The organism is Nocardia goodfellowii, from assembly GCF_017875645.1.
Taxonomy (GTDB): Bacteria; Actinomycetota; Actinomycetes; order Mycobacteriales; family Mycobacteriaceae; genus Nocardia; species Nocardia goodfellowii.
Map to the genome: position 1 here is coordinate 1252632 of NZ_JAGGMR010000001.1, position 25359 is coordinate 1277990.

At 67.4% G+C, this 25359-nt stretch carries 28 protein-coding genes; 17 read left to right on the forward strand and 11 right to left on the reverse strand.

The annotated features are described in order from the left end of the window. Positions 1-12: 12 nt before the first annotated feature. From BJ987_RS05230 to BJ987_RS05255, 6 genes are all read left to right on the forward strand, one after another. Positions 13-1713: an aldehyde dehydrogenase family protein gene (locus tag BJ987_RS05230; protein ID WP_209885170.1), complete on the forward strand. Its 1701-nt coding sequence runs from the start codon at positions 13-15 to the stop codon at positions 1711-1713. Positions 1714-1786: 73 nt separating this feature from the next. Next, positions 1787-2926 carry a septum formation family protein gene (locus BJ987_RS05235; protein WP_209885172.1) on the forward strand — a complete coding sequence of 380 codons (1140 nt, stop codon included), beginning with the start codon at positions 1787-1789 and terminating at the stop codon, positions 2924-2926. 9 nt (positions 2927-2935) lie between these two features. Further along, on the forward strand, positions 2936-3289 hold the full coding sequence (locus BJ987_RS05240) for a metallopeptidase family protein (protein ID WP_209885174.1): 354 nt from the start codon (positions 2936-2938) through the stop codon (positions 3287-3289). 156 nt (positions 3290-3445) lie between these two features. Next, positions 3446-3766, forward strand: coding sequence for a PE family protein (locus BJ987_RS05245; RefSeq protein ID WP_209885176.1), 321 nt, complete (start codon positions 3446-3448; stop codon positions 3764-3766). A gap of 42 nt (positions 3767-3808) precedes the next feature. Next, positions 3809-4888 carry a PPE domain-containing protein gene (locus tag BJ987_RS05250; RefSeq protein WP_209885178.1) on the forward strand — a complete coding sequence of 360 codons (1080 nt, stop codon included), beginning with the start codon at positions 3809-3811 and terminating at the stop codon, positions 4886-4888. Then, positions 4885-5715 carry an ESX secretion-associated protein EspG gene (locus BJ987_RS05255; RefSeq protein WP_209885180.1) on the forward strand — a complete coding sequence of 277 codons (831 nt, stop codon included), beginning with the start codon at positions 4885-4887 and terminating at the stop codon, positions 5713-5715. The genes BJ987_RS05250 and BJ987_RS05255 overlap by 4 nt, the downstream gene beginning before the upstream one ends. A 51-nt stretch (positions 5716-5766) precedes the next feature. Here the strand turns inward: BJ987_RS05255 and BJ987_RS05260 are convergent, their stop codons facing one another. The 3 genes from BJ987_RS05260 to BJ987_RS05270 are packed head-to-tail and all read right to left on the reverse strand — an operon-like array spanning position 5767 to position 7792. Further along, entirely contained in the window at positions 5767-6426 is a 660-nt protein-coding gene (locus tag BJ987_RS05260) for a histidine phosphatase family protein (protein WP_209885182.1), read from the reverse strand. Beyond that, a complete protein-coding gene (gene pheA / locus BJ987_RS05265; protein ID WP_209885184.1) occupies positions 6423-7337 on the reverse strand; it encodes a prephenate dehydratase in 915 nt (304 codons plus the stop codon). Before pheA ends, BJ987_RS05260 begins: the two co-directional genes overlap by 4 nt. 47 nt (positions 7338-7384) lie before the next feature. Continuing rightward, a complete protein-coding gene (locus BJ987_RS05270; RefSeq protein ID WP_209885186.1) occupies positions 7385-7792 on the reverse strand; it encodes a hypothetical protein in 408 nt (135 codons plus the stop codon). 372 nt (positions 7793-8164) lie between these two features. Between BJ987_RS05270 and BJ987_RS05275 the strand changes: the two genes are divergently transcribed. After that, complete coding sequence (locus BJ987_RS05275; RefSeq protein WP_209885188.1) at positions 8165-8926, forward strand: DUF2470 domain-containing protein; 762 nt, start codon at positions 8165-8167, stop codon at positions 8924-8926. Here the strand turns inward: BJ987_RS05275 and BJ987_RS05280 are convergent. Beyond that, complete coding sequence (locus tag BJ987_RS05280; RefSeq protein WP_307869489.1) at positions 8923-9588, reverse strand: TetR/AcrR family transcriptional regulator; 666 nt, start codon at positions 9586-9588, stop codon at positions 8923-8925. The genes BJ987_RS05275 and BJ987_RS05280 overlap by 4 nt on opposite strands. Before the next feature lie 13 nt (positions 9589-9601). Here BJ987_RS05280 and BJ987_RS05285 point away from each other — a divergent pair, with 13 nt between their 5' ends. The 5 genes from BJ987_RS05285 to BJ987_RS05305 all read left to right on the forward strand — a co-directional run bounded on the left by BJ987_RS05285 (position 9602) and on the right by BJ987_RS05305 (position 14208). Continuing rightward, positions 9602-10849 carry an oxygenase MpaB family protein gene (locus tag BJ987_RS05285; RefSeq protein ID WP_209885192.1) on the forward strand — a complete coding sequence of 416 codons (1248 nt, stop codon included), beginning with the start codon at positions 9602-9604 and terminating at the stop codon, positions 10847-10849. 19 nt (positions 10850-10868) lie between these two features. Continuing rightward, positions 10869-11657, forward strand: a complete 789-nt coding sequence (locus BJ987_RS05290; protein ID WP_209885194.1) for a CPBP family intramembrane glutamic endopeptidase — start codon at positions 10869-10871, stop codon at positions 11655-11657. A 98-nt stretch (positions 11658-11755) separates the two neighbouring features. Then, complete coding sequence (locus BJ987_RS05295; protein ID WP_209885196.1) at positions 11756-13021, forward strand: LCP family protein; 1266 nt, start codon at positions 11756-11758, stop codon at positions 13019-13021. A 10-nt stretch (positions 13022-13031) separates the two neighbouring features. After that, entirely contained in the window at positions 13032-13577 is a 546-nt protein-coding gene (locus BJ987_RS05300; protein WP_209885198.1) for a ferritin, read from the forward strand. A gap of 82 nt (positions 13578-13659) precedes the next feature. Next, positions 13660-14208, forward strand: coding sequence for a ferritin (locus tag BJ987_RS05305; RefSeq protein ID WP_209885199.1), 549 nt, complete (start codon positions 13660-13662; stop codon positions 14206-14208). Positions 14209-14502: 294 nt separating this feature from the next. Here the strand turns inward: BJ987_RS05305 and BJ987_RS05310 are convergent, their stop codons facing one another. From BJ987_RS05310 to BJ987_RS05325, 4 genes are all read right to left on the reverse strand, one after another. After that, positions 14503-15423 (reverse strand): DUF5926 family protein, encoded by a 921-nt coding sequence (locus tag BJ987_RS05310; protein ID WP_209885201.1) that lies wholly within the window; start codon positions 15421-15423, stop codon positions 14503-14505. A gap of 69 nt (positions 15424-15492) precedes the next feature. Beyond that, positions 15493-16260 (reverse strand): glycerophosphodiester phosphodiesterase, encoded by a 768-nt coding sequence (locus tag BJ987_RS05315; RefSeq protein WP_209885203.1) that lies wholly within the window; start codon positions 16258-16260, stop codon positions 15493-15495. After that, entirely contained in the window at positions 16257-17249 is a 993-nt protein-coding gene (locus tag BJ987_RS05320) for a DUF4328 domain-containing protein (RefSeq protein ID WP_245365830.1), read from the reverse strand. Before BJ987_RS05320 ends, BJ987_RS05315 begins: the two co-directional genes overlap by 4 nt. Positions 17250-17297: 48 nt before the next feature. Continuing rightward, positions 17298-17660 (reverse strand): rhodanese-like domain-containing protein, encoded by a 363-nt coding sequence (locus BJ987_RS05325; RefSeq protein WP_209885207.1) that lies wholly within the window; start codon positions 17658-17660, stop codon positions 17298-17300. 413 nt (positions 17661-18073) lie between these two features. Here BJ987_RS05325 and BJ987_RS05330 point away from each other — a divergent pair, with 413 nt between their 5' ends. From BJ987_RS05330 to BJ987_RS05340, 3 genes are all read left to right on the forward strand, one after another. Further along, the gene (locus BJ987_RS05330; protein ID WP_209885209.1) at positions 18074-18685 is read left to right on the forward strand and encodes a hypothetical protein; all 612 of its coding nucleotides are present in this window, start codon (positions 18074-18076) and stop codon (positions 18683-18685) included. Positions 18686-18925: 240 nt separating this feature from the next. Next, positions 18926-19549, forward strand: coding sequence for a superoxide dismutase (locus tag BJ987_RS05335; protein ID WP_209885211.1), 624 nt, complete (start codon positions 18926-18928; stop codon positions 19547-19549). Positions 19550-19786: 237 nt separating this feature from the next. Continuing rightward, the gene (locus BJ987_RS05340) at positions 19787-20605 is read left to right on the forward strand and encodes a class I SAM-dependent methyltransferase (protein WP_209885213.1); all 819 of its coding nucleotides are present in this window, start codon (positions 19787-19789) and stop codon (positions 20603-20605) included. A 421-nt stretch (positions 20606-21026) separates the two neighbouring features. Here BJ987_RS05340 and BJ987_RS05345 read toward each other — a convergent pair whose 3' ends face one another. Next, positions 21027-21794, reverse strand: a complete 768-nt coding sequence (locus BJ987_RS05345) for an SDR family NAD(P)-dependent oxidoreductase (protein WP_209885215.1) — start codon at positions 21792-21794, stop codon at positions 21027-21029. A gap of 228 nt (positions 21795-22022) precedes the next feature. Here BJ987_RS05345 and BJ987_RS05350 point away from each other — a divergent pair, with 228 nt between their 5' ends. Both BJ987_RS05350 and BJ987_RS05355 read left to right on the forward strand, forming a co-directional pair. Continuing rightward, complete coding sequence (locus BJ987_RS05350; protein ID WP_209897878.1) at positions 22023-22913, forward strand: SDR family NAD(P)-dependent oxidoreductase; 891 nt, start codon at positions 22023-22025, stop codon at positions 22911-22913. Positions 22914-23005: 92 nt separating this feature from the next. Further along, positions 23006-23671, forward strand: a complete 666-nt coding sequence (locus BJ987_RS05355) for a TetR/AcrR family transcriptional regulator (RefSeq protein WP_209885217.1) — start codon at positions 23006-23008, stop codon at positions 23669-23671. On the opposite strand, the gene BJ987_RS05360 is transcribed toward BJ987_RS05355, so the two are convergent. Beyond that, positions 23664-24359: a TMEM165/GDT1 family protein gene (locus BJ987_RS05360; protein ID WP_209885219.1), complete on the reverse strand. Its 696-nt coding sequence runs from the start codon at positions 24357-24359 to the stop codon at positions 23664-23666. The two genes, BJ987_RS05355 and BJ987_RS05360, sit on opposite strands and share 8 nt — an antisense overlap. A gap of 316 nt (positions 24360-24675) precedes the next feature. Continuing rightward, positions 24676-25203 (reverse strand): peptidase, encoded by a 528-nt coding sequence (locus tag BJ987_RS05365; RefSeq protein WP_209885222.1) that lies wholly within the window; start codon positions 25201-25203, stop codon positions 24676-24678. Positions 25204-25359 lie beyond the last annotated feature (156 nt).

The following is a 25359-nucleotide window of genomic DNA, read 5'->3' on the forward strand; positions in this document are numbered from 1 at the left end:
GGCCAGTTGATCATGCGTGACGCGCATAGTTGGCCTGTGGGCACGACTTTCGACGTAACGACCATCGACAACGCACTCGCCGATCTGGCCGCGGGCGAGAAAGTCTGGGCACAGACCTCGTTGCGCCGGCGCGGGGAACTGCTCGACGAGATCCATCAGCGGACCGGCCGTTTCGCCGAGGACTGGGTGCGGGCGGCCGGCACGATCAAAGACTTGGACCCGGCGTCGCCGCTGGTCGGCGAGGAATGGATGTCCGGCCCGCTGACCCTGTTGCAGGCCACCGCCGCGCTCTCGGAGACCATGACCGCGCTGGCGGCCGGTCGCAGCCCGCTCGACGGCGTCCGCCTCGGCAGCGCGCCGGGCGGCCGGGTCGCGGTGCCGATCCTGCCGCACGATCGCTACGACCGCCTGCTGCTCAGCGGTTTCCGCGGCGAAGTGTGGTTACGCCCCGGCGTGGACGCGGACACCGCGCGCCGCCGGGCCGGCCTGGCCCAACTCGACCCGACCACCACCCACGGCATCGGCGCGGTGCTCGGCGCGGGCAACATCACCTCGATCCCCGTGCTGGACGCGCTGTATGAGCTGTACGCGCACAACCGGGTGGTCGCGCTGAAGCTGAACCCGCTCACCGACCCGCTGTACACCGTCTTCGAGATGATCTTCGCGCCGCTGCTGGAGCTCGGCGTGCTGCGCATCCTGCTCGGCGGCACCGAAGCCGGCAGCTACCTGGTGCGCCACGCCGACGTCGCGCACGTGCACATGACCGGGAGCACCCAGACCCACGACGCCATCGTCTGGGGTACCGGCAAACGTGAACGGATGCAGCTCGACAAACCGATCACCAGCGAGCTGGGCGGTGTCTCCCCGACGATCGTGGTGCCCGGCGACTGGTCCGACGCGGATCTGCAATTCCAGGCCGAGCACATCGCCACCCAGCGACTGCACAACGGCGGCTACAACTGCGTCGCCGCCCAGACCGTCGTACTCAGCGCCGACTGGCCGCTGAAACACAAGTTCCTCAACGAACTCCGGGCCGCGCTGGAACTCGCGCCGCACCGCGCGCCCTACTACCCGGGCAGCGATCGCCGGGTCGCGAGCGCGCTCGAGTCCTACCCCGACGCCGAACAGCTCGGCCAGGGGCGCGTCCTGGTCGAGTTGCCGAACTCCGAAACCCCTTTGCTGCGCACCGAATACTTCGCCCCGGTCCTCGGGGTCGTCCAACTGCCCTACGCCGGCGGCGAATTCCTTGCTCGGGCCGTCGATTTCGCCAACAACGAGCTCACCGGCACGCTCGGCGCGAACGTGCTCGCCCACCCGGCGACGATCCGCCGGCTCGGCATCGCCTTCGACCGCGCCGTCGAACGGCTGCGCTACGGCGCCATCGCCGTCAACGCCTGGACCGGACTCGCGTTCCTGGCCCCGCGCGCGTCCTGGGGTGCGTTCCCCGGCCACACCCTGGCGGACGTGCAGAGCGGAATCGGCGTGGTGCACAACGCTTTCCTGCTCGACGACGTCGAGCGCACCGTCGTGCGCGGCCCCTTCCGGCCCGCGCCGCGCACCTTGCTGCACGGCGAACTGTCGCTGTCCCCGAAGCCGCCGTGGTTCGTCGGCAACAGCACCGCGGCGGCGACCGGGCGGAAACTCACGGAGTTCTACGCCTCATCGAACCCCGCCCGTCTGCCCGGCATATTCCTTTCCGCCATCCGCGGCTAGACCGGCCGCCATGACAGGTCGCGGTGTGCCGGGTCGTGGCACCGCGATGCGGACACTGCAATGATGGATCGCGATGTCTGAAGACGATGAGTACTCCCGGTACCCGGACCCCGAGCAGTCCTCGGGGTCGTCGTCGCGTGCCGAGGCGCTGCGGGATCAGCTGATCATCGACCGCAAGGTCCTCAACGACGGCAAGGTGCACCTGCCCGCGCCGACCCTGCGCTGGGTGCTGCTCACCATCGCGGCGGGCGCGGTGGTCGCCTCCCTGGTGGGCGTGTTCATCACCGGCTTCGACAACGAGAACGGCCTGGAGGCGCACAACCCGGCCGCGCCCGTGGATACCGTGCTGGACAAGGAATTCGGCACCGCCGCCGCCGGCGACTGTCTGAGCTGGACCAAGGCCGACCGCTCCGATCTGGTGAAGGTCGCCTGCTCCAACAAGCACCTGTTCGAGGTGGCTTCCGACATCGACATGAGCAAGTACCCGGGCGTCGAATTCGGGCCCGGCTCCCGTTTCCCCGATTCGCTGCGCCTGACCGAACTCAAGGAAGAACACTGCGTGCCCGCGGTGCAGCAGTACATGAAGGGGAAGTTCGATCCGCGCGGCCGCTACGTCGTCGGTCTGATGTACCCGAGCCCCGACGGCTGGAAGCACGGCGATCGCACGCTGCGCTGCGGACTCCAGTTCTCCGGCAGCACCGGCACTCCGCTGCCGTCCACGGGCAGCGCGACCGAGCACGACCAGTCGAAGGTCTTCGAACCGGGGACCTGCCTGGGCATCAACCAGAACCTGCCCACCGATCCGGTCGACTGCGCCCAGTCGCACTCGGTGGAGATCGTCTCGACAGTCGATCTGGCCGCGCACTTCCAGGGTCCGCCGCCCGCCAAGGAAGAGCAGGACAGGTTCGTCGAGGAAGAATGCTCGCGCACCTCGACCGATTATCTCGGCTCGCCCGATGCCATTCGGAACAAGACGCTGACACTGTTCTTCGACTACATCGACGCCCGGAGCTGGCTGGCCGGCAGTCGCAAGCTGGACTGCATGATCGGCAAGGGCACCGACCGGGAAGGCTTCGCGCCGATCCAGGGCTCGGCCCGCGGGGAGATCCTGATCAACGGTCAAGCCCCGGTGCCGCCGCCGAATTCCGGTCGCTCGACTCCGGCTCCGCTGCCCGGCGCGGCGCCGCTGCCGCCGCAGCCGCAACCCAGGTAGGAATTCGTCATGCCGGTCTCCATGTCCGACACCAGGTTCGAGGAACTGGTCGGTGATGCCCTCGATCGGATTCCGCCGGAACTGGCCCGTGCGATCGACAATGTGGTGATTCTGATCGAGCCTCGCAATCCGGAGGATCCACAATTACTCGGTCTCTATCACGGGATCGCACTGACCGATCGGGTCGACAGTCAGTACGGCGGGGTACTGCCCGACACGATCACCATCTACCGCAACGCGATCCTGGACATCTGCGCTGATGACAAAGAGGTCGTCGACGAGGTCGCGATCACCGTGATCCATGAGATAGCGCACTATTTCGGGATTGACGAAGACCGGCTGCATGAGCTGGGATGGGGATAATCTTGTTCGAGCTTGCGGGTTCATTAAGAGCTGGGCAAGATCGCTGAAAGAAGTAGGGGATTCGATGGAACCGATCGCAGAGCTATCGCGTCCTATCACTCGAAGGGGGAATTCTCGTGGTTCCGCCCATTTGCCGCCACTAGAAGGAGTCGAGTCATGGTTGGCCTGGTAAACATCACACCCGAAGCCGTCCTCCTCGCTGCCGCGGAGCTGGATCTGCTCGCCGATCGGCTCGCTGCCGCCGGTGCGATCACCGCCCCCGCCACGCACGTCGTCCCCTCCGGCGCCGAGGAAGTCTCCTTGCTCGCCGCGAACCACTTCAACAAGGCCGCCGGCAGCCACGACCGGGTCGTCGCACAGGGTGTGCTCGAGCTGCACCACGCCGCCAACGTGCTGCGTGCCCAGCTCGCCGCCCACATCTCCGAGGACGCGGCGAAGGCGAGCATCATGAGCGCCGTCACGAACACCATCGTCTAGGCCGCGGCGTCAACCAGTACTGATCACAGGGGAGAAATAAGCATGACCGCAGGTATCACCGGGGTGTTCTGGCTGCCCCGCATGGCCGAAGCCAACTCCATCGCACTCAACGCGGGCGCGCACGCCGTCCCGATCTCCGCCGCCTCCTCCGCCTGGGGCGCGCTGAGCGGCGTCTGGCTGGAAGCCACCGCCACTGTTTCCCGCGTCGTCGCCGAACTCGGCGTCGGCATGCAGGGCGTCAACGGTATGAGCGCGATCGGGAAGCTCGCCGGATTCACCGGCTGGGCCGAGCAGCAGAGCGTGATGGCCGCCGCCCTGAGCGCCAAGACCGCCGCCAACGCGGCCGCGTACACGGTGGCCTCGCTCGCCATGCCGAGTCTGCCGGAGATCGTGGCGCTCAACACCGCTCGCGCGGCGTCGCACACCACCGGCGGCGCGCTGCGCGGTGACGCCGAGGCGCTCGAGGCCGCCAAGGCCGCGATGGATCTGCGTGCCGCACTGACCATGGAGACCTATGAGGCGGCCACCACCGCTCAGGTCACCACCCCCGGCGAGTTCTCCGACCCGCCGCACATCGCCGAAGGCGCCGGCGCCGCCGATCCCGTGGGTATGGCGCTCAGCGCGGTCTCCGCGGCCGTGCAGAACGCGGGCGGCGCCGTCACCCAGGTCGCCAATGTCGCGGGCTCGGTGGCCAGCACCGCCGTCGGCACCGGCGCCAACCTCGCCGGCGCGGCCGTTTCGGCGGTCACCGCGCCGGCCGCCGCCGGCACGGCGATGGTCGCACCGGCCGCTACCGCCGTCGCCACCCCGGCCGCCGCGGTCACCGTCGCGTCCACCGTGGGTGCCAGCACGGTCCAGCTGCCCGCCGGCTGGGGCACCCCGTCCACGATGGGCGGCGCCGGCTTCACCTCCATGCCCAGCAGCAGCGGCATGCGGATGGAGACCACCGCCACCCGTCCGGCGTCCACGCTGAACAGCCCGCTGGTCCCCAACCGCACCACCAATGACGAGGACGAGGAGCACGAGCGCAAGGCCGCCGTCGATCTGCAGGACGACCAGTTCACCGATGGTCGTTTCATCGCCGACGGTGTGATCGGCGCGGGCACCGGGCAGAATAAGTGACCATTCTGGGCGCGGGCCCCGGCCCGTCGACGCTCGGGAGCGTCGTGTTGTCGCTCGACGAGATGCAGTTTCTCATGGAGAAACTGGAGCTCGACGAGATGCCCGTGGTGCTCCAGGCCATGGGCCGCTACGACGACCAGGCAGCTCACGACGCGGCGATGGCCGTGGCCGCCCAGTCCCTCGACGACCGGGATCTCCTGGTCGATCGAGCGGTGCACAGCGAACTCGAAGACAGGCTGCGCGTGCTCTACCGGCCGCACTGGGTGCTCGCGCTGCGCCTGGTCGTGGAAGGCGCGATCAGCCGACTGTGCCTGGCGAAGGGTGACGACCTCGCGGTTCTCGCCCTTCGCGGGCCGGAGTCCTATGTCATCAGCACCGTCGACGACGATCTGCCCGGTCCGATCATCGCGGCCCTCGGCACCGCCGAACCGCTCGAACTGTCCGGCATGAACGCCGAAACCGAGTTGCTCGCGGAGATTTTCGGCGACACCGGAGACGCGGCGGCCACCGCGACGCGGCTGGCGAAGGTCTGCAACCCGAACCGGGACGCGCAGGTGCTCGCCTCGGCGCTGGTGGAAGTCCATTCGCACGCCCAGATTTCAGCGGTGGTGTACGGCGACGGCACCCGCGATATCTCCGACAATCACATCGCCGTCTTCAACACCCGCGGCGGGCGATTCATCGTCACGGCCAGCCTCGCCGAGGACGGCACCAAATGGTCGTCTATCAGCAACGGCACCAATGCCCGGCTGCGCCAAGCCTTGCTCGACCTGATGAACACGCTGCCGGAGCGCCAGGAGTTCCCGCCCACGGCGAAACTCCAGTAGTGACAAGCACTTTCACCCCGTCGCAGGCGACCGCGGCGGGGTGATTTGTTTCTAGCCCATCGGGTCGTCCTGGGTGGGGGCGGCCTGATAGCTGAACGGTGGCGTGAAACGGCCCCAGCGGGCGCAATCCCACCCGCCGTCGGAGCGTGGGACCAATTCGATGGTCTCGGTGTTGTCCAGGTGGTTGTTGGTGGTGAACGGCGGGGCCACACCGGCGAGCATGCGTCCGATCAAACGCATTGCGGCGCCGTGGTTCACGAGCAGGATGTCACCGGTGGCCTCGGCGGTCAGGTACTCGGTGCGCAGGTCCTCGATGATCGGGACGAAGCGTTCCAGCACCTCGTGGCCGGTTTCGCCGCCGGGGACCCGCTGGGACAGGTCGCCCTCGTGCCAGGCGTGGTAGATGTCGAGGAAGATGTCGTGTGACCGACTGTCGTTGCGCCCCTCGAGATCACCGACCTGGACCTCGTGCACACCCTCCAGCACCTGGACGGGCACACCGGTGGCCGCTTCGATATAGCCGGCTGTCTGTCTGGCCCGCAGCGCCGCCGAGCAGAACAGCGCACGCGGCGGCGCGGCCAGATTCGCACCGAATGTTTTCGCTTGTGCCGCACCACGTTCGGTGAGCGGTAAGCCGGGCACGCGGGTATCGAGGATTTTGGCGACATTGCCTTCGGTCTCGCCGTGCCGGACCAGAATCAGCTTGCTCATAGGTCGGCCACCCCTTTCCGCAATTGCGTCAACCATTCCGCCGCGTCTTCGTCGGACGGGGGCGGGGCTCCGGTGGCCGAGGTCGCCGGCCAGGAACCGAGAAACCGGATCCGCGCGGTGCGATGCAGCGCCTTGAGCGCTTCCGCCACCGCGGTGTCGTCGATGTGCCCGACACAGTCCAGATAAAACCGGTAGGTGCCGAAACTCGTTCGGGTAGGACGGGATTCGATACGGGTCAGATCGATGCCGCGGGTCGCGAACTCGGCGAACGCGCGCATCAGCGCGCCCGGCTCATTGGCCAGCTCGAGCACGATCGAGGTGCGGTCGGCGCCCGTCGCGGTGGGCGCGACGCACGGCCGGGTGACCAGCACGAACCGGGTGATCGCCTGTTCGTGATCGGCCACTCCGCCGGCGAGTGCGGTCAGGCCCAGCCGCTCGCCCGCCAGCGCGGTGGAGACCGCCGCGTCAGCGAGGCCCGCCGCGACGTCTTCGGCGGCGGCCGCGTTCGAGGCGGAGGTGTAGAGCTGAGCCTCGGGCAACTCCCGCGCGACCCATTCGCGCACCTGCGCGGCGGCCACCGGATAGGCGGCCAGCGTGCGCACCTCGGCCAGCCGGGTGCCGGACCGGGCCAGAATCGTGAAGGTGACTTCGAGTTCGGTCTCCGCGACGATCTGCAACCGGGGCCCGATGGCGAGCGAATCCAGCGTCGCCGAAATCGAGCCCTCGACCGAACTCTCGATCGGCACCACCGCGCCGTCGACCTTTCCGGCCCGGATCAACTCCAGCGCCGCCCCTTGGCTGGGCGCGGCAATTCTCCGCACCGTCCCCTCGAAGGCGCCAGAGGATTCGAGCTTGGCCAAAGCCATCTCGGTGAATGTTCCGGAAGGACCGAAGTACGCGATACGCGGCACGCCTACGACATTACTTGCGTCCGGAAGGGATGCTCCGGGATCGCGGGCTAATCCTGGGCAAGAATCCGGAGCGCCCGGGTCACGTCCGCTACCGCATCGGTTTCGACCGCGAGCAGCACACCGCGCACCGCCTCCACCGCGGGCGGTTTCAACCCGGTCAGAAAGCCGATATCCGGCTCCGCGAGTGCGGCCCGAATGTCCTCCCCGCACAGTGCCGCCACGGTGGCCGCGACGACCGCCACGGCCCGTTCCCCGCTGCCCGTCCGAGCGACGAAACCGGAGTCGGCGTGCGCGACTCCGGCCAGGAAATCCGCGAGCTCCGCGTCCGGAACGTCGACGTCGACCACCGGCGCTGACCCTCGATAGTCGGCGACAACCAAACCCTCCACCAGACCGCGCCGGGAAGGCACCGTCAGTGCCACCAGCACCGGCTCACTCTTCCCAGATCCATCCACACACCCACCGTAACAACCGTGGGCGTCCCGATTCCCGTGAGCCATGACTACTTGCACGGCCGCCATGGCTCCCCCCGACAGCGTTGTCTCGCATGTCTTTTCGTCGGTTCACCGACATGCTCGCGGCGTCACGCCTGGCATGCCGCGCGCGCGGTGACGCGCGGTCGCTGGCAGTGGTGTGTCGTCGCGAGCGGACGGTCAGCAACTTGCGGCACAAAGCCTTTCGTCCCCCTGCGGACGTTCCGGTGCCGACCGCAGACTGCGCACCGCGCCCGGCGTGCATAAGAAATCGCGGTGAAAGGTTGCGGAAGTGATCTTCGTGACTTAGCTTAGGTTTACCTAATTTCACCGCCGTCTTCCTCGGAGGTTTGCATGCCGACTTCGACCATCGCGCCGACGACCGCTGAGCGGGTGCGGAGCGCGTGCGCCCACGCCGAGCAGGCGGTCCTGGCCCTGCCCGGCGTCGATCCGACACCCACCACCGTGCACTACCTGCGCGAATGCGGTGACGTGGTGATCGCGGTGCCCTCCGCTTCGGTGGCCGCCGTGCTCGTCGGGAACGCCCGCGCCGGCGGGTCGGCGGCGGTGCTGGAGCTCACCGATCACGCCCCGCTGCCGTTGCGGGAGCCGGTGCGATCGCTGGTGTGGTTGCGCGGATCGGTGCGATCGGTGCCCATGCAGGCGCAGCGCGCGCTGGCGGGCGAGGTCGCCAAGGAGCACCCGCATCCGGAACTGCTGGATGTCGGCCACACCGCGACGCTGCTGCGGCTGGTGCTGGAGTCGGCCGTGATGGCGGATTCCACCGGCGCGGAATCGGTGTGTGTCGACCAACTGCGCCTGGCTCAGCCGGATCCGTTCTGCGGCATGGAATCCGCGTGGTTGCAGCACCTGGACGAGGACCACGCCGACATCATCGCGCAACTGGCCCGGCACCTGCCGCCACGACTGCGCACCGGCGCCGTGCACCCGCTCGCCATCGACCGCTACGGCCTCACCCTGCGCATCGAAGGTCACGACGGCGACCACGATTTCCGCCTCCCGTTCAACGCGCCCGCCGACGACATCGAATCGCTCAGCCGCGCTGTCCGGACGCTCGCGGGATGCCCGTTCCTCAACGGACTCCGCCGAATCTAGTTCCCGGGCAAGGGGTCCCGCGGCTCGGAATTGGCGCTCAGCCAGCCCGCGACCATCACCGCCGCCTCGTCGATCAGCTTCGACCGGTCCAGGTGCGCGGGCGCGTCGATGCCGATGCGGAGGCTGGTGGCCAAGCCGACGCTCACCATGACGTAGGCCTTGATGTCGAGCTCGTCGTCCGGCAGGGGCCCGAGTATGTGGAGTAGATAGGCCCGGGTCAGTACCAGTAGGCGGCGCTCCAGTTCGCCGAAGCCGAGGCCGTCCAGAGTCGCTCCGGCCGAGAGCGCGCGCACCAGCGCGCGGTGTTTGGTCAGCGTGCCGACGATGCCGTGCAGACTTCGATTGAAGGATTCGCGCACGTCCAGCGACATCCCGGTAAGCACCGCGGTGGTGAAGTCCTCTTCCAGTTCCGCCAGCAGCCGCAACCGGAGCTGCTCCAGTATTTCCTCCTTGTCGGCGAAATAGCGGTACAGCGTGCCGATGCTCATGCCCGCGTGCTCGGCGATCCGGTTGGTGGAGGTATTCGCCACCCCGCGTTCTGTGAAAAGTCGAGTAGCCGACGCCAGTACCCGCTCGACGGATTCCCGTGAACGTTCCTGACTGGGCTGTTTACGCCGAACGGCCATGCGGAAAATGCGAGTAGAAGTCGAGCATTTACTCATCTTAGGCTGCGTTATGGCCGCAGAACCAAGAATTCCCACCGAGTTCCGCTACTGGGACCACCTCGACGATCCGAAAGTCCAGCGCGCCCGCCGCCTCTGGCAACGCCTGTTCGGTTTCGACCCGCAACCCTCCGACGACCTGGTCCGCGCCTTCGGCCAGGCCTACTATCAGGCCGATCCGGTCGCGGAGGCGTTCGTCGACGAGGTCTACCTGGGCCCGGCCGGCCCGCGTGCCGGACGTGAAATGCTGGATCGCGCACTGGAATTCGGGGTCGACGCGGTCGACGACGCCCCCGCCTCGCTGATCCGGCTGTTCGAGGAGTTCGAGACCCCGCCGGACTGGCTCGATCAGGAGCTCGTCGACCTCGGCGCGAAAGTGTTCCGGCGCTGGGGCACCTCGGTGTTCAGCTTCGCCACCACCAGCACGCTGGAGATGTATTCGGAGAGTTCCATCGCCAAACCGCTGTCCTACACGGGCGGCTACGCGGGCGACCGCGCGCACAAACGTCAGCTGGAGACGGTCCGATTCTGGATCGACGTCTCGGAGCCGGGCGGACTGGCCCTCGGAGCGCGCGGCCGGCAAACGGCGATGCGGGTGCGGATCATGCACGTCTTCATCCGCCGCAAGCTGGTGCAGCGACCGGAATGGGACGCGACCGCGTGGGGTGTGCCGATCAGCGTCGGCGACGCGACCTTGACTCTGATGGGCGGCAGCGTCGTGCCCGGCTTGGCGCTCTGGAGCGTGGGACACACGACCACGATCCGCGAAATCGAGGCGACCCTGCATTTCTGGCGGTATGTCGGGCACCTGCTCGGCGTTCGGCCCGAGTGGTATCCGCGGGATTTCCGGGAATCGGTGCGGCTGATGTTCGCGGCGTTCGTCAAACGCGCGCACACCGCCGGGGCGGACGGCGCCGAACTGGTGGAGTCCTATCTGCCCGCTTTCGCGCCGAAGCCGGGCACACCCTGGCACAAGCGGATCCGAGACGAACTCAACTACCGCGTCCAGATCGGTTACACCGGTTTCTGGTTGCCACCCGCCACCTATGCCGCACACAACATGCCGCGGCGTTTCCCGTGGGTGCTGCATCCCCTGGTGCAGTTTCCGTTCCAGCTGACCGCGGAAGCGGCACGGCGACTGATCCCCGGTCTGGACGAAGTGGCGGACCGGGTACAGCGCTACCGGCGAGAAGCCTGGTATCGCAACGAGGTCGGGGACGCCGCCGCGGAATTCCGTCCAGTACAGGAGTTCCGGCGCTGACTCCCCTAGATTCGACGGCATGCGTGCTGAGTCGGGGTCGGACGAGAGCGAGTTGACCGAGCGGGAGCGGCTCGGGATCCGGCTCGAGCTCGTGGTGGTGCTGATCGTCACCTTCGGTCTCAGCGGGATGAGCGCGGCGCTGTCACTGGTCGAGAGCGCGTTGTCGCCGGGCGGTGTCGGCGGCCAGACCATGAAACTCAATCCGTCACGGTCCGCGCAATCGGTGCTGGACCTGCTGTTTCAGCTGCTGGGTGTGCTGCGCCTGCTCGGCTGGGCGGCGCTGGGGCTGTATCTGTTGTGGCGCAGCGGGATCGGTCCGAAGGCGATCGGATTGGCGCGGCGGGTGCGGTGGCGGCAAGACGTGCTGCCGGGTCTGGGTTTGGCGGCGCTGATCGGAATTCCCGGACTCGGGCTGTATCTGACCGCGCACGCGCTCGGGATGAGCGTGACGATCGTGCCCGCGTCGCTCGGCGAGCACTGGTGGCGGTTGCCCGTGCTGGTACTGGCGGCGTGCGCGAACGCGGCGGCCGAGGAGATTCTGGTGGTCGGCTATCTGCTGACCCGGTTGCGCCGATTGGGCTGGACGGAGAACAGGTCGCTGTTCGCCTCGGCGCTGTTGCGCGGCAGTTATCACCTGTATCAGGGCGTGGGTGGCGGAATCGGCAATGTGGTGATGGGTGTGATCTTCGCCCGGTTCTGGCAGCGCACCAACAGGTTATGGCCGCTGGTGCTCGCGCACGCCACCATCGACACCGTCGCCTATGTCGGGTACACATTCCTGCACGGCCACGTGAGCTGGTTGCCGTAACGGAATCCAGCTGGTTCGGTATCAATAGAGGACGGCTATCTGTCGTTCGCGAGCCGCTTCCCCCAGCGTGCGCCCCTCCGATCAGTAAAGTCAGTGTGATGAACGGCGACGACCACCAGCGAAGCAACCGACCACGCCGGATGCCGCCGCCCGACTACGTTCCCGGATCAGCGGGCGCACAGCATGCGAAGCCCACGGAAGTCTTGCGACGCGACGGCCGGGCCTATGAGCCACCGCAGGCCTACTCGCAGATGCGCCGGCAACAGGCCCCGCCGCCACCACCGCGCCGCACGCACGCGCCCACGCAGCAGCCACAGCCCTACCACGAGCCCGCGCCACGACAGCGTCGTCAGCCACCACCACCTCCGCCGGCCGCACCGCCGACCCGCCGGGAACGCGAGCCGCGTCCGCCGCGCGCCCGCCGCAAGCGGCACCCGTTCCGCTGGTTTCTGATTTTCTTGCTGGTCTTCGTCGTCGGGTCCGTCGCCGGTGTCATCCACCTCGACGGCAAACTCCAGCGCATCGACGCGCTCGCCGATTACGAAGGCCGCGTGGGTGATACGCCGGGCACCAACTGGCTGCTGGTCGGCTCCGACTCCCGCACCGGCCTCACGCCGGAGCAGGAAAACGAACTCGCCACCGGCGGTGACGTGGGCAGCGAGCGCACCGACACGATCATGCTGATTCACGTCCCGAAGTCCGGCGGCACCACCATGGTCAGCCTGCCCCGCGATTCCTACGTCTCCATTCCGGGTTACGGTCGCGACAAACTCAACGCCGCCTTCACCTTCGGTGGCGCGCAGTTGCTCGTGCAGACCGTGGAAATCGCGACCGGCCTGCACATCGACCACTACGCGCAGATCGGTTTCGCCGGTTTCGCGGGCATCGTGGACGCGCTCGGCGGCATCGACCTCTGCGTCCCGACTCCCATCGACGACCCGCTGGCCGGGATCAACCTGGATGCCGGCTGCCAAAAGCTCGGCGGTGCCGAGGCTTTGGGGTTCGTGCGCTCCCGTGCGACGGCGCTGGCCGATATCGACCGGATGAACAATCAGCGCCTGTTCATGTCAGCGCTGCTGAAGAAGGCGACCAGCTGGTCGACCCTGATCAACCCGTTCAAGTTGTGGCCGCTGGCCAGCGATACCGCGAAGTCACTGAAGGTGGACGAGGGCGATCACCTGTGGCATCTGGGCCGGCTGGGCTGGGCGTTACGCGCCGACACGGTGACGACCACGGTGCCGATCGGCGGCTTCGACAACACCGCCAGCGGCAACGTGCTGGTGTGGGACAAGACGAAGGCGAGCGAGTTCTTCGAGGCGCTGGCTTCCGATCAACCCGTGCCGGAGGCGCTGCTCACCCGGTAACGTCGACCACATGGCCGGTACCGAGTCTTTCCCCGTCCTGCTTCGCGATCAGATCCGGCACGGCTTCACCGCTGCCCAGCAGTGTCTCGCCGCCGCGGTCTATTTCGATTCCCACCGCCTGCCACAGCTGGCGCAACACTGTTATCACCGCTCCGAGCAGCACCGCGCGCATGCTCTGCGGATGATCCAGTACCTGCTGGACCGGGAGCTCGAGGTGCGAGTGGGCAGTCTGGACGAGGTCCAGCCCGATTTCGAATCACCGCGCGCGGCGCTGGCCTTCCTGCGGCAGGCCGAGGTCGTGCACACCGAACAGATCACCGAGCTGGCCGGCGCGGCGCGCGCGACGAACGATTATCTCGGCGAGCGGTTCGTGCAGTGGTTCCTCGAGGAGCAGGTCCAGAATGTCGCCCGGATCAATACGCTGCTGACGGTGCTGGATCGGGGCGCGGGCGACCTGTTCGATGTCGAGGAGTTCGTCGCCCGCGAGTTGCGGACGCCCGCGCCGAAGGTGGATCGGAATGCACCGAAAATGGCGGGCGCGGCAAAGAATATTTAGGAATGGCTGACCTCAATAAGGCTCGACTCAATAAGGCTGCACTTGGATGACACGCGCTCTGACCAGCGTTAATGTGTCCCTCATGTCCAGCCACCCAGAGACCCCGCGCAGCAAATTCCACAAACTGCTTCACGACCAGATCCGGCATGAATTCAATGCCGAGCATCAGTACATTGCGATCGCGGTGTGGTTCGATAACGCGGACCTGCCGCAGCTGGCGAAGCGCTTCTACGCCCAAGCGGTGGAAGAGCGCAACCACGCCATGATGATCGCGCAGTACTTCCTGGATCGTGATCTCAGCGTCGAACTCACCGGAGTCGATGCCGCCAAGTCCTCGTTCAAGAATGTGATCGATCCGATCCAGCTCGCGCTCAAGCAGGAGAAGACGGTCACCGACCAGATCATCCAGCTTGCCAGCACCGCCCGCGAAGAGGGCGATTACCTGGGCGAACAGTTCATGCAGTGGTTCCTCAAGGAGCAGGTCGAAGAGGTTGCCGCGATGCACACCCTGCTCAATGTCGCCGAGCGGGCCGGCTCGAACCTGTTCGATCTGGAGAATTTCATCGCCCGCGAAATGAGCGGTCCGTCGGATGCCTCCGGTGCGCCCTCGGCCGCCGGCGGCTCGCTGTAAAACAGCCTTCGAGACAACTCAGGCCCAGCTCTTCGCGACGAGCTGGGCCTGAGTCGTGGGCAATAGTCTTATCAGGCTTTGGCGCTCAGCGAGCTGAGCAGCGTGACGAGCAGGGTGAGAATGCCGGAAGCGGATCCAGAATCCATAATGTGCCTTCTTTCCTCATCTTTCGGTGAGGTTGGTCCTCACCACCACCAGCTTTCGGTGATGGGGAGAACCTAGCCGAGCACAAGTCCGAAAGAAGTGTTTTTCACAAAATTCTTCCGGCAAATTTTGGACCTGTCACGGCCGGTGTCAGCGCAGTGTCACCTGGCGCGAACGCAATCCGTCGCGGGAACGACGCTCCTCCGCGGTCATCGGCGCGTCATCGGCCAGCGCCGCCGCCAACCGCACACCGAACTCCTTTGCCGGGGTTTCCCATTCGGTCGGGTGCAGCTCCGAATCCAGATCGAACACCGGCACCAGCAGACCGTGCGTGCGGAACGACCCCGCGAAGCGGGATCCCTCGCCCAGGGTCAACTCGCCCTTCGCGTGCAGCCGGGCCAGCGCGAGCATCAGATCGTCCTCGTTCTCGGGACGGACCCAGCGCAGATGCGCCTTGTCTCCGGCGTCGACCCACCAGGCCGCGCCGATCGCGTCGGGACCGAGAGTCAAACGCGCGGAAGGCATGATCGCCTGCTTGGCCTGCTCGATGGTTGCGGCGACCTGCGGGTCCGGCGTGACACCCTCGGGCACCCACCAGTCGAAGTCCTGATGCACGGTGAGTTCCAGATCCGCGCCGGGGTCGAGGACGTCGGCCAGGCGCGGGCCGCCCTCGATCGCTTCGGCGGAGGTCAGCGATTCGCCGGGCTCGGCGGACTGGGTCCACAGAATGGCGGCGGCCATGTCGGCGCTCGGATCCGCACCCTGGAACTGCACCTGGGTGCCGACGAACCCGATCTCCTGCTCACCGGCGCGCACCAGCGCGGCCACCGCGCCCGGCAGCACCGTCGCCAGCACGACCGACCGCTCCGCGGCCACACCCGGCGCCAGCTTCAAGGTCGCGGTCGCCGACGGCACGAACTCCCGCAGCGCCACCAGATCGCATTCGGCGGCCAGCCCCTCGAAAGGACGCGTCACGGCTTGCGCCGCCTGTTCCAGCGCTGCCTTCCGCTCGGCGAGACGCTGCGCCCGGTTCCCTCCGGGCTTAGGTTGATTGCGCTTGCTCTTACCCACGAAGGGTCAAACTACAGCGTGCGGGAGCGGTGTTCACTACGCCCTCCATGGTTACCCGGCGCGCCATGGTTACGCGGCGGCGAGCAGAGCTTTCGTGCGGCCGGGATGGTTGGTGGCGACCCAGCTGACGCCGAGGTCGGCACACAGGCGCACGTCCTGCGGGTCGTCGACGGTCCAGCAATAGGTGGCGCGACCGGCGGCGGCCGCTTTGTCGACGAGTTCGGGGTGTTCGCGCAGGGTTTTCACCGACGGGCCCACGGCGGTGGCGCCGACCGTGGTGGCCGCGCCGCCGCCGAGGTAGCGAGAGGACTCACCGAGCAGCACAGTCGGCAACAAAGGCGCGGAGCGACGGATACGCCAGACCGCGGTAGCCGCGAAAGACATGACGACAGCACGCGAATGGTCGGCCGAGGCCGGGGTGGCGATGCCGAACCGCTGGAGCTCGGCGAGCAGTTTGTTCTCCACCAGGGCGCCGTAGCGGACCGGATGCTTGGTCTCGATGAACAGCTTGGTCGGGCGGCTGCGCCAGTCGAGCACCAGCTCGATCAGTTCGGCGAGGGTCAGCACGTCGGCCGGTGCGTCCTTACCGCCGAAGTCGAGCTCCCGCAGCTCGTCCAGCGTCATTTCGCTGACCAGGCCGGTGCCGTCGGAAGTCCGGTCGACGGTGCGGTCGTGCACGCAGACCAGCTGCCCGTCGCGGGTGAGCCGGACATCGCATTCCACGCCGTCCGCGCCTTCCTGGAGCGCGAGTTCGTAAGCGGCGAGCGTGTGCTCGGGTCGCGCCGCCGACGCCCCCCGATGCGCCACGACGAACGGTGCGCGATTGCCCTGGCTCACTTGGCCATAACCTCCTGGTCTTCAACTTTCGCCTGACCCGCGCCCGGGTGCACCGGTTCGATGACGGGCACGGCCGCGTCGGCGGCGACCACCCAGCGGCGGGCGAGTTTGGTGCGGCCCAGCAGATCCCGGCCCGCGAACAGGCGTACCACCCACAGTGTGAGCACCGCGACGCCGGCGGCGACCAGGTCGGTCCAGACCATGAACAGCACGCCGTCGGCTTGGGCCTGCAACGAATCCGCTGTCCGCCAGAGCAGGGCGGCCGCCGCCATGGCGCCGCCGAGAATCCAAGCGCACCACCAGACGCGGATCGCGCGCAGGGTTCGCGGATCATCCCGCTGCCGTGCCAATTCGGTGAGAAACACTCCGGGCCACAGCAGATTGACCCCTGGAATCACACAGCCCAGCGTCAGTGTGCGCGCCGACCGCGGATCGCTGCGGCCGGCGCTCGCGAACGTCGCCGCGCGCGTCTCGATCAGCCAGCCGATCAGCGCCACCGCGGTGAGCAGCGCGAAAACCGATGCCAGTACGGCCGATCCGATGACGAGCGCGTCGGACGCGCGCAGCAGCAGCGGTTCGATCAACCGGGTGCGGTTGCGCAGCAGGATCCCGTAGCGCCCCAGCTCGGCGGCCGAGGCCAGCGCGAACAATCCGGCGGTGACGAGGAGCAGGGGTTCGACCCGCTCGGTCCACCGCTGCCACCTGGTGCGCGGCGCGTCGGCGGTGCGCGGCGGCGGGTCGATCAATCCCCAGCGCGGGATGTGAGTGTATTTCGGTGTGCCGGCTTGGGTTCCGGACCGGCCGCCCGCGGGCCGCCGGGGACGGTGGTCGGGCCGCCGGGCGATCCACCGATAGTTACGGCGTTCCGGGGGCGCGTCGATGGGCGCGGGCGAGAGGAGGACGCCCCGGCAGCGCGGGCACCAGTGCATCGGGGTCGATTGCACGGCCCAGCGCGCGCCGCAGCGCGCACAGGGTTGCACCACGCTCATGGGCTTACTCCCTTCGGGTACGGCAGACGGCGAATGCGGCGGCATATGTCAGTAGATCTTCGCCTGGTGATCGCCCTCGGCCACCAGCGGGCGGCCCTGCTGCTGCCAGGCCACCATGCCACCGTTCACCTGGATGGCGTCGAACCCGACATGCGCGAGGTATTTGGCCACTTCGATGGAACGGCCGCCCTGCCGGCACACGACGTAGAGGTCGACGTCGAATTCCAGTTCGTCGAGCCGAGCCGGCACGTCAACCATCGGGATGTGGATCGCGCCCGGCGCGTGCCCGAGTTCCCATTCGTCGTCCTCACGCACGTCGAGCAGGATGGGCCCCGGCTCGCCGCGCACGGGGTTGTCGAATTCGGCGGGCACGGCCTCCACCGGCACCGACGGTACTTCCGGGCTTGTCACATTCCCGATCCTGCCATGTCGGCCGAGCAAACGCCCCGGTGAAGTCGGGGCGGAAACCAAACCGTCGATAATCGACTCTCGGTACGTTCTTGCCCCGAAGACCCTATCGGGCAGCCTGCCCAAGCCGACCTGTGCATATCTCCCTCGGAGTTATCCACATAATCCACAACCTCATCCACAGGTTAAGACTTGTCGATCCGCAGCCGGGGTTTCCTTCAGCGCTGCGAACGATCGATCCGGGACTCCCCTCCTGAAATCCCGGAGCGATCATCCGCCGGTGGGTGCGGGAACCCGCACGGGGCCCGACAACTACTTGGACGCCGGCACCGCCGGTTCGGTTCCCCCGGAAACGAGAACGACTGGGAAAAAGTGAAATACCAGGTTCCACAAGGTCGTATCGGTAGCCTTGATGCATGAACGTGAGCAGGGGGCTACTCGACGGATTGGACACCACCGGACTCAACACCGCTCTGTCCGAGGCGACTTGCCTCGGCCTGGATGTCGACACCAAGGCGCGTGAGCTGCGCCTGCAACTCGAGGTGCTGACACTTCCTGCCAAAGGGCAGGCCAGTGATGATTTTCCAGTGCAACTGACCTTCACCGGGGTCAGCCGAGTCGCGGCGTCCCTGCGCATGCAGCGCTGGGACGACGTGGAGCCGCAGGTGCTACCGCTGCAGCTCGACGGACTCCACGACGCCATCCGCAGCTTCGGCGGCGGCCGGCTGCACGGCTGGGAGTTCATCGATCTCGACGACACCGGCTGGGCGCTGTGGCGCGAGTTGCTCAGTTTCGACACCAAGTTCGATGACCACATCTCCTCGCACGTGTTGGAGTTCTCCCAGGAGGAGGGCATCGATCCGCGCGAACTCGACATCCGGGTGTGGTTCGACAACATGACCATTCACGATTCCACCGGCAGACAGATTCCGCTCGAGGAGTTCATCGCGGGTGGTCGGAACTGGTGGAAGGCACACGACGAAGGCGATCCGCGGACCATCCGTCCCGGCATCGTGCCGCAGCTGTAGACCCGACCGGGCCCACACTCCCCCGCGACCGCGCACTCGTCAGGGTGCGCGGTCGCCTCATGTCCGGAAAAAGCCAGGTTTTCCGGCGCGCACCGGGTACCCGGCACCGCGGTCCGTTCGGTAACTTCCCAGGGGGAATGAGGGGGGACCGAGCCCGGTTGCTACCTAGCGGGTGTACGAATGGTGGTTGGGTGTTGCCCGAAAGCGGGCACACACGGCCCGACATTAGGAAGGGACATCGTGGCTGTTTACACGCTGCCAGAACTCGATTACGACTACAGCGCCCTGGAGCCGTTCATCTCCGGGCAGATCAACGAACTCCACCACTCCAAGCACCACGCCGCCTACGTCGCGGGCGCCAACACCGCGCTGGAGAAGCTGGAAGCCGCCCGCGAGGCCGGCGACCACGGCGCCATCTTCCTCAACGAGAAGAACCTGGCGTTCCACCTCGGTGGCCACGTGAACCACTCCATCTGGTGGAAGACCCTGTCCAAGGACGGCGGCGACAAGCCGGTCGGCGATCTGGAAGCCGCCATCGTCGACCAGTTCGGCTCCTTCGACAAGTTCCGTGAGCAGTTCTCCGCGGCCGCCAACGGCCTGCAGGGTTCGGGCTGGGCGTGGCTGGGCTACGACACCCTCTCGGGCAAGCTGCTCACCTTCCAGCTCACCGACCAGCAGGGCAACGTGCCGCTCGGCATCATCCCGCTGCTCGGCCTGGACATGTGGGAGCACGCCTTCTACCTGCAGTACAAGAACGTCAAGGCCGACTACGTGAAGGCGTTCTGGAACGTCGTCAACTGGGCCGAGGTGCAGGATCGCTTCGCCCGCGCCGTCAGCCAGGGCAAGGGCCTCATCTTCGGCTGAGGCTGCACTACGCTTTCGAGCCCGCGAACCGTCCGGTTCGCGGGCTTGCCGCGTCTTCGGGCGAAAAACGTGCGGGTCGACCGGTGCCGGACGGTTGCGGGGTGCCGGCACGCGGTCTTGCTGGTTCCGATCGTGAGTTCAGACACGTTTGGGCACAGCAATATTCGCATGAGGTTGTGGTTAGCGAGGGGGGTAGCCGCGTAGCCTGAGGCGGTTGGGTAGATCGTGGAGGAAGACATGTCCGGAAACCCCCTGGCCGCCGCCGAGCCCTGGGACCTCGTCGCCGATGGTTATGCCGAAGAGGCGCTGGCGATCATGGAGCCGTTCTCCGCGCGGGCCTTGGAATTGGCCGGCCTGTCCCAGGATTCGCACGTCCTGGATGTAGCCGCCGGACCTGGCACGTTGAGTCTGCTCGCCGCGGCCCAGGCCGCGCGCGTCACCGCCCTCGATTTCGCCGAGCACATGCTCGAGTTACTGAACCGGGCGGCCGCGGCCGCCGGGCACACCAATATCGAAACCCATGTCGGCGACGGTCAAGCGCTGCCGTTCGCGGACGACGGTTTCGACGCGGGCTTCTCCATGTTCGGCCTGATGTTCTTCCCCGACCGCGCCAAAGGCTTCGCCGAACTGCGCCGGGTGCTCCGGCCGGGCGGAGTCGCGGTGGTGTCGAGCTGGGCGCCGGTCGTCGAGTCTCCCCTGATGCGGCTGATGTTCGAAGCGATGGCCGCCGCCGACCCCGCGATCCAAGAGCCGCAACCGAACTACTTGAGCCTGGAAAACCCGGAAGTCTTCGCCACCGAGATGCGCTCGGCCGGGTTCGCGGGCGTCACCATCCAACGCCACACCACCGAACTGGCCTGGGACAGCGCCGACGACATGTGGGAGAAAATGACCCGCAGCAGTGCCCCCCTGGTCCTGCTCCGACGGTCACTCGGCGAAGAGCTATGGGCTGAACGCGCGGCCACCATGCGCGCCTACCTCACCGAGAACTACCGCCCGAAAACCCCCCTGGCCACCACAGCCTTCCTCGGCATCGGCCACAAGCCCAACCCCTGAAACGCGAACTGCGCGCAACCCTCTCAGGTCACGCGCAGTTCGATGTCAAGCACATCCGCAGGGCTCGCCGAACGACTAAGACCCGCCCGGCCCACCCCGCGTCAACCGCTGAGCGTCGCAAGATCCTGCCCCGCCGCCCCCAGCGTTCAACCGCTGCTCAACCCGCAAGACCCGGCCGCCGACCCGCCGAACCAGCGTTGTCCACTCAGCCAGCGAGGGCCGCCCTAGCGACCCAGTGCTAACCGCTGAGCGCAGCGAGGACCCGCCCCGCCGACCCGAGCGCCAACCGCCGAGCGCAGCGAGGGCCATCTCTCACCGATCGCAGGGCGAACCGCCGAGCGCAGCGAGGCAAGCCCGACTCAGTGCTCCACCGGATCGAAGCTGATCGGGCGAAACCGAGCGAAGCGAGGGCTTCGCCCGATCAGCGAGGAGCCATGCGCAGCGCGCCGTCCATGCGGATGGTTTCGCCGTTCAGGTAGTCGTGCTCGGTGATGTACTGCGCGAGCTGCGCGTACTCGTCCGGGCGGCCCAGGCGCGAGGGGAACGGCACGCCGGCCTCGAGGCCCTTGCGGTACTCCTCGGTGACGCCGGCCAGCATCGGGGTGTCGATGATGCCGGGGGCGATGGTGTTGACGCGAATGCCGAACTGCGCCAGGTCGCGCGCGGCCGGGACGGTCATGCCGTGCACGCCACCCTTGGAGGCGGAGTAGGCGATCTGGCCGATCTGGCCCTCGAACGCCGCGACCGAGGCGGTGTTGATGATGACGCCGCGCTGGCCGTATTCGTCGACCGTGTCGGTCTTGGCGATGGCGTCGGCCGCCAGGCGCATGACGTTGAACGTGCCGAGCAGGTTCACGGTGATGACGGTGCGGAACAGCTCCAGGTCGTGCGGGCCGTTCTTGGACAGGATGCGTCCGGCCCAGCCGACACCGGCGCAGTTGACCACGACGCGCAGCGGGGCGCCGGACTCGACGACCTTCGCGACGGCCGCGGAAACCTCGTCGTGGCTGGTGACATCGGCGGGAATAAGGGTGACGCCCGCGGGCACGTTGTCGCCCGCGCGCTCGATGGACTGCGGCACGTCAAGGCCGAAGACGGTGGCGCCGAGGTCGGCGAAACGCTTGGCAGTGGCGGCGCCGAGGCCGGATGCGCCTCCGGTGACAATGGCGGCGGAACCCGAAATCTCCACGATGGTCCTCTCGTTCGTGACAGCCAGTTGGCCTTTCGTCAATTGCACCCTAGCGCCTGACCTTTGCGAGCCCTAGCACCACTCCTTCGCACCCCGGTAGGACAGCTTTTTGTCCGGTATGTGACGCGGAATTATTTACGAACAGACCTGTTCATCGGTGGTATCGTCGGCCGCATGAAGTCCGCTCGCTCGTCGCCCGACCAGCACTCCGCAGGGGATCGCAAGGCGATGCGGTGGCTTCGGGGGCCGGGGGTTCGGGGGCGGAAGGTGTTGATCACGGGGGCGGCGCGGGGGATCGGGGCCGCGCTGGCCAGGCAGTTGCATGCGCGCGGGGCGGCGGTGGCGTTGCTCGGGATCGAGCCGGATCTGCTGGCCGAAGTGGCCCGGGATTGCGGGGAAGCGCCGTGGCGGTACTGCGATATCGGGGATCCCGCGCAGGTGGAGCGGGTGGTGGACATGCTGGTGGCCGAGCTCGGCGGGCTGGACGTGGTGATCGCGAATGCCGGTGTGGCCAAACAACTTCCGTTGCTCGGCGGTGATCCGCGGGTGATGGAGGAGACGCTGGCGGTGAATACGCTCGGCGTCTATTACACGTTGCGCGCGGCCGGACCGCATGTGTTGCACGGTAATGGATACGTCCTGATCGTTTCCTCGCTGGCGGCGGCGGTCAACCTGCCGCTCGCCGGGGCCTACAGCGCGTCCAAGGCGGGCGTGGAAGCGCTCGGCAACACCTTGCGACACGAGATCCGGCACACCGGGGCCAAGGTCGGTATCGCGTACTTCGCCGAACTCGACACCGACATGACCACCCGCGGCTTCGGCACGGCTGCCGCGCGCGCCATCCTCGGCCGCTCCACGGTATCGGGGACAGCGCCGCTCGGTCCCGCGATCGACGGCATCGAACGAGCTATCGCCCGCCGTAAGCGCCAGGTCGTCTCGCCGTGGTGGGTGGCGGTGGCGCTGCCGATGCGCTCGATCGCCCAGCGCCTCATCGACTTCGCGTTGCGCGGCGGTGTCGCCACAGCGCTGGAGATCGCGCGCACCGAGGACCCGCCCTTCACCACGGACCAACCTCGGCGGCCACGCCGCGTGCAGTCCGAAGCGGGCGGCGCGGCGTAACTCGCCACGCGCACCCCACCACCGGCAACCGGTTCCACCCAGCAGAATGGAGCGGCAGCCTGAGCCTCCCTCCCCGATCCCGGAGCCGCCGAATGACCCAACCCGCCGCCCGCCAGCTACCCCGCGGCCGCCACGGCCTGCCGCGGGAGCAGGTGATCGCCTCGCAGCGCGAACGCATCCTGCAGGCGATGGCCGAGGCCATGGCGGAAAACGGGTACGTCGGCACCTCCGTCGCGGTGATCCTGAAACGCGCCGGTGTCTCCCGGGAAACCTTCTACGAGCAGTTCCGTTCCAAAGAGGACTGTTTCGAGGCGGCCTACGAACGCGCCGTCGGCAGCCTGCTGACCCGCATCGCCCAAGCGTCCGCCACCCCGCAATCCGAGGCGAACGGCACCACGCCGCCGGACCCGGACCGCACGAGTCGCATCCTCAGCGCCTATCTGGACGGCCTGGCCGCCGAGCCCGCCTACGCCCGCCTGTTCCTCGTCGAGGTGTACGCGGCCGGTTCCAAAGCGGTCGCCCGCCGTGCGCAACTGCAGGAATCCTTCGTCGAACTGATGGCGGAAATCCTCGGCGCGCGCACCGAACCCCAGCGCTTCGCCTGCCAAACCCTCGCCGCCGGAGTCAGCGCCATGGTCACCACCCGCTTGGCCGCCGACGACCTCGACGGCCTGCGCGCCCTCCGCGAACCCCTGCTGGATCTGGTCCGCCGCAGCGGCGATCTCTACGGGACGGCGATGCGCAGCGGGACTAGTTGACGTTCTCTACCAACTCCGGTTGCGGGCGACGGCGGGTGCGCCGGGCCAGTAGGAACGCGCCCGCGGCGGCCGGGACGAGGACGGCGAGCGCCGCGCCGGCGAGCAGGCCGAGGCCCGGCAGGACGGTGGCGAGCAGGGTGGCGGAGCCGAAGTAGAGGAACAGCAGGCCGGCGGCGATACCGATGGCGCGTTCCGGGAGATGCTTTCCGACGACGATGCCCACCACGATGGCGAGGGCGTCGGCGGCGACCATGCCGAGGGTGGAGCCGAGCCACACGGCGAACCAGTTGTTGTCGGTGGCGAGGGCGGCGGTGGCGAACATGGTGCGGTCGCCGAGTTCGGCGAGCAGGAACGCCGACAGGACGACGAAGTAGGGGGCTTTGCTGGAGCGGGGCGGCTTGGGCTCGTCGCCGTCGTCCTCGGTGAGGTTCTCCCGCAGGGTCCAGAGGCCGACGCCGAGGAACATCAGCGCCGCGACCAAGGCGATGGCGGTGGTGGGGAGAGCGGCGCCGAGGAAGTGGCCGACGGCCACGGAGATGATGTGCACCAGGGCGGTGGCGGTGGCGATGCCGGCGAGGACAACCCACCAGCGGTAGCGCAGGGCGAACGTCAGCGCCATGAGCTGGGATTTGTCGCCCAGCTCGGCCAGGAAGACGATGCCGATGCTCAGCAATATCGTGGCGATCATGTTGGTGGTGACTCCCGGGTCTCCGGCCTGCCGGCCTGGAGACGGGGACGCCTCCGGCCGACAACGAATGGTTGTTCAGGCCGAAGGTCTCGCCCACCGGATCGATACCGGTTCACGCAACCGGATCCGGCTCGAGCTGAGCGGTGGATCAGTATGTCGACTGCATGATTGGGGGCTACTCCCCTTCGCTGTAGCCGACTTTACCCGGATGCCGCTCGGTTGCCAAGCGGCTGTTGTCGAAATCGCAATGCGCACAATAAGTTTGGGGCCCGACGTACAAAGTTTCGGGCACCCTTACCGCGTCCGCAGGGCAGGCTCACGCGGCCAGCAGCATAGCCAGAACCGCGGTGTCGGGATCGCTGATCGGGTCCAGTCCGACCCGGCTGACCAGGGAGGTGATGGTCCCGTCGGACTCGGCCTCGACCCATGCCGCGCGGTGCTCCAGACCCAGATGCGGCACGCCGGGCAACAACACGCAGCCCGAGGCTGCCCCCGCGCATTCGGGCAGTGTGGGCCGGGTTTCCGACGGCGGATGGAGCATCAACAAGGCCGGTGGCACATGTTCGGCAAACCTTCCGGGCTCGACCGCCTGGTCGCCCAGCACCGGCCCCTCGGCCAGCACCAAGCCCACCATGTCGGGCGCGGGGTCATCGGGCAGCTCCTCCCGGACCCCGAAGACAGTCGACGTACTCAACAGTCCGGGTAGCGTCGCGACTCGCACGGCGAGCACCAGCACCTGAGCCCATTCCTTGGTGGTATCGGGCCAACGCCCGGAAATAACGAAACCCCGCAACGAGCCCCGCGCGTGAAACGGCGTGATGCCGATCGGTCCACTGGTCCGCATGATGCCTCCATTCTTCCGGCACCGGCCAAACTGTTGGAGTCGAAGAATGAACCAGACATCACCTGGCACACAAGTACCAATGAGTGCCAGCCATGTGATTTCCCGTGCACTCAGCCAACTCTGTTATCAGGGAATACCCCGGTCAAAACCCTGATG

Bases quoted from the DNA above. Each gene is read 5' to 3' on its own strand.
- BJ987_RS05230 (WP_209885170.1), top strand. From the start codon at position 13: ATGCGTGACGCGCATAGTTGGCCTGTGGGCACGACTTTCGACGTAACG.
- BJ987_RS05235 (WP_209885172.1), top strand. From the start codon at position 1,787: ATGTCTGAAGACGATGAGTACTCCCGGTACCCGGACCCCGAGCAGTCC.
- BJ987_RS05240 (WP_209885174.1), top strand. From the start codon at position 2,936: ATGCCGGTCTCCATGTCCGACACCAGGTTCGAGGAACTGGTCGGTGAT.
- BJ987_RS05245 (WP_209885176.1), top strand. From the start codon at position 3,446: ATGGTTGGCCTGGTAAACATCACACCCGAAGCCGTCCTCCTCGCTGCC.
- BJ987_RS05250 (WP_209885178.1), top strand. From the start codon at position 3,809: ATGACCGCAGGTATCACCGGGGTGTTCTGGCTGCCCCGCATGGCCGAA.
- BJ987_RS05260 (WP_209885182.1), bottom strand. From the start codon at position 6,426: ATGAGCAAGCTGATTCTGGTCCGGCACGGCGAGACCGAAGGCAATGTC.
- BJ987_RS05275 (WP_209885188.1), top strand. From the start codon at position 8,165: ATGCCGACTTCGACCATCGCGCCGACGACCGCTGAGCGGGTGCGGAGC.
- BJ987_RS05280 (WP_307869489.1), bottom strand. From the start codon at position 9,588: ATGAGTAAATGCTCGACTTCTACTCGCATTTTCCGCATGGCCGTTCGG.
- BJ987_RS05285 (WP_209885192.1), top strand. From the start codon at position 9,602: ATGGCCGCAGAACCAAGAATTCCCACCGAGTTCCGCTACTGGGACCAC.
- BJ987_RS05290 (WP_209885194.1), top strand. From the start codon at position 10,869: ATGCGTGCTGAGTCGGGGTCGGACGAGAGCGAGTTGACCGAGCGGGAG.
- BJ987_RS05295 (WP_209885196.1), top strand. From the start codon at position 11,756: ATGAACGGCGACGACCACCAGCGAAGCAACCGACCACGCCGGATGCCG.
- BJ987_RS05300 (WP_209885198.1), top strand. From the start codon at position 13,032: ATGGCCGGTACCGAGTCTTTCCCCGTCCTGCTTCGCGATCAGATCCGG.
- BJ987_RS05305 (WP_209885199.1), top strand. From the start codon at position 13,660: ATGTCCAGCCACCCAGAGACCCCGCGCAGCAAATTCCACAAACTGCTT.
- BJ987_RS05320 (WP_245365830.1), bottom strand. From the start codon at position 17,249: ATGAGCGTGGTGCAACCCTGTGCGCGCTGCGGCGCGCGCTGGGCCGTG.
- BJ987_RS05330 (WP_209885209.1), top strand. From the start codon at position 18,074: ATGAACGTGAGCAGGGGGCTACTCGACGGATTGGACACCACCGGACTC.
- BJ987_RS05340 (WP_209885213.1), top strand. From the start codon at position 19,787: ATGTCCGGAAACCCCCTGGCCGCCGCCGAGCCCTGGGACCTCGTCGCC.
- BJ987_RS05350 (WP_209897878.1), top strand. From the start codon at position 22,023: ATGCGGTGGCTTCGGGGGCCGGGGGTTCGGGGGCGGAAGGTGTTGATC.
- BJ987_RS05355 (WP_209885217.1), top strand. From the start codon at position 23,006: ATGACCCAACCCGCCGCCCGCCAGCTACCCCGCGGCCGCCACGGCCTG.
- BJ987_RS05360 (WP_209885219.1), bottom strand. From the start codon at position 24,359: ATGATCGCCACGATATTGCTGAGCATCGGCATCGTCTTCCTGGCCGAG.
- BJ987_RS05365 (WP_209885222.1), bottom strand. From the start codon at position 25,203: ATGCGGACCAGTGGACCGATCGGCATCACGCCGTTTCACGCGCGGGGC.